Annotated in this window: 3 protein-coding genes; 1 reads left to right on the top strand and 2 read right to left on the bottom strand. The window is 32.3% G+C overall.

Annotated features, from left to right (window positions below):
* Both rimM and ACIPNH_RS04710 read right to left on the bottom strand, forming a co-directional pair.
* A partial coding sequence (gene rimM / locus ACIPNH_RS04715) for a ribosome maturation factor RimM (protein ID WP_400771986.1) occupies positions 1-463 on the bottom strand: 463 nt, incomplete at its 3' end.
* A gap of 14 nt (positions 464-477) precedes the next feature.
* Positions 478-1,653 (bottom strand): aspartate aminotransferase family protein, encoded by a 1,176-nt coding sequence (locus ACIPNH_RS04710; RefSeq protein WP_400771985.1) that lies wholly within the window; start codon positions 1,651-1,653, stop codon positions 478-480.
* Between the two features lie 65 nt (positions 1,654-1,718).
* On the opposite strand from ACIPNH_RS04710, the gene ACIPNH_RS04705 reads away from it, so the two are divergent.
* Positions 1,719-2,830 (top strand): sensor histidine kinase (locus ACIPNH_RS04705; RefSeq protein ID WP_400771983.1); only part of this gene is annotated, 1,112 nt, incomplete at its 3' end.

Raw genomic sequence — 2,830 nt, 5'->3', positions numbered from 1 at the left:
TTATATTTATATGTGGAAATATCTCTTTAGTGAAAGACAGCATAATACGTTTTTTTGTGCTGATAACTAAAATTTCTAATATATCCCCTGAGCCGAAATTATACACAGATTTTACATAGCCATATAATTCATTACTTTTCAGCCTTACTTCCATATCTACAAGGTCACTTTGGTAAAATTCATCCTCATCATTTAGCTCTGGTAACTTGCTTCTTTCTATATATAGCTTCTTATTCCTTAAAAGCTCTGCTTCATTACGGGAATTTACTCCGCTTATTGTAGCTATTACTAAATTATCACCTATGACGGATACTGAGTCTATTTTATAATTCTCATCACCACTTATTAGCTTACCATATAAGAAGATATTTTCAGGCTTTTCAGTAAAGGTTTTTACTTTAACAGCTCCTTTAATTCCGTGAGGAGAGGTAATAATTCCTAAGCATACCAGATTGTCGTTCATATTAATGCAAGTATCTAATCAGAAGATTTCTCAGATAAATATTGAGTCAAAATCTCGATGCCTTCATCAATCTCTTTTTCAGTGATAATGAGTGGAGGTAAAATTCTCACAACGTTATCTGATGTTACCCCAACAGTAAGCAAGCCGCGATGACTTAACTCTTCTGCAAACTTTTGATTGTCTGCTTTCACTTTTATTCCAAGCATTAACCCTTTCCCTCTTACTTCCTCTATTATTGAAAATTTACTTGCTAAGTCTTCTAGTTTATTTTTTAAGTATTTACCTCTAATTTCAACATTTTTCAAAAAGCCGGGGCTGAGCAATTCTTCGAGCACAGCATTACCTACTGAGGTTGCAAGCGGATTGCCACCAAAAGTGGAACCGTGCATACCGACCGCCATATATTTAGCAGCATTTTCAGTCGCAAGACAAGCCCCTAGCGGAAACCCGCCGCCTATTCCCTTTGCAAGAGCACATATATCAGGTTCCACTCCTATATGTTCGTATGCAAATAATTTTCCTGTCCTGCCAGCACCGCATTGCACGCAATCAAAAAATAACAATATGTCATTTTCATCACACAGCTTTCTTAGTTCTTTCATAAAGACTTCATTCATTACTTTGATACCACCTTGCCCTTGTATTGGTTCTATTAATATAACGCCTATACCACTTGAAATTGCTTTCTTTACGCTCTCAATATTGGGCTCGATGTTATCACACCAATCAATGTAGGGATTTAGTAATTCAGAAAATTTCTGTTTATCGTTTGTAGCACAAGTTAAAAAGGTTCTTCCATGAAATCCACCATGGAATGTTAAAATTCTGTGACGATTTTTATTGCCTTTTCCATTTTGATAGATCCTAGCAATCTTAAGCCCACATTCTACTGCCTCTGATCCAGAATTTGAGAAAAATACAGTGTCAGCGAAACTGTTGTTTATTAATTTTTCTGCAAAATTATTGGCAGCAGGTATATTATAGGTATTTGATATATGCCATAATTTTTCTCCTTGCAATTTAAGAGCACTAATTAATCGCGAATTAGTGTGACCTAAGCTACTAACGGCTATTCCGGATTGAAAATCTACGTAGCGCTCACCATCAACGTCATATAGGTAGATACCTTTGCCATGAGAAAAATTTATATTAACAGGAGAATAAACTGGCAAAATAGGAGAAATTGTCATAAAATATTATATGCTAAATTTTATTATTAATAACATAAAAACCGTTGTTTCACAATAAGAAGGATATGTATAAGCTAGGTAAATTGATGTTTTCTGCGTTGAAGAAAAACAAATACACAAAAGTTATTGTATTACTCTCATCGATCTTTATGATTTTATTCAGTGTGATATATTGTAGTCATTTACTAAGGAGTAATTTCCTTTCTTCTTACCGTGATTCAAGTGTAAACTTAAAAAGCGTACTGGAAAATGGCATAATAAAAAAATACCATTATTTACTAATAGAAAAGCATCACATTAAATACAAAAATTTTGACTACATAAACCAACTAGTAAAACTACGTGCTGAATTATTACAATCAGTGAGCAAAGTAAAGGATTTCAGCTTAATACTGTATGATCAAAACGGCAGAATAATATTCAGTAATTTTAACACTCAAGATTATGATTATGAACAGTTACTTACAAACGATGAAATTGATAAACTATTAAGTAACCAAGAAATATTTTATACTACAGGAAATACATTAGCTTCTATTTTCCCTATATTCCATGAAAATAGCGTTAAACCGTCGTTTTTTTTGAAGATTCTTCGAAACTACAATAATTCTTATGTTATAGCATATGGCCTGTTTTTAACATTTTTGGGCCTATTATTAATAATCTTAATATTAATAATGTTCTATTTGCACTTTTCTAACACCCAAATGCTAGCCAAGCAACATAAAACTAACATTGAATTACAGCAGATAAAAGAGACATTAGAGCAAGAAAATGCAAACAAGCTAAAGTTTTTTGCAAGCGTTACACATGAATTACGCACACCTCTTAATGCTATTATTGGATTTGCGGAGTTGATCAAAAATAAAACTTTAGGTTCAATGGATAATTCTCAATACAAGGAGTATGCAGACGATATATATAATGCAGGAACACACTTACTTACCTTAATTAATGATGTGCTCGATTTTTCTAAAGCTGAATCAAGTAGTTTAACAGTAGAAAAAGTGAAGTTTAACCTGAACAAAATAATGGATTCATGCGTAAATATGCTATTACCTAAATTAAAAGAAGCCGGGATTAATTTAAAAAAAGAGATGACTAATAAACAATTATTAGTCATTGCAGATCCCAAGAGAATGAAACAAGTTATAATAAATTTATTATCAAACTCAAT

It is taken from the genome of Wolbachia endosymbiont of Drosophila barbarae (assembly GCF_044752445.1).
In the GTDB taxonomy this organism is placed as follows: domain Bacteria; phylum Pseudomonadota; class Alphaproteobacteria; order Rickettsiales; family Anaplasmataceae; genus Wolbachia; species Wolbachia pipientis.
Note: the sequence above shows the minus strand (reverse complement) of the source record. Positions and strands in the feature narration are given on the sequence as shown.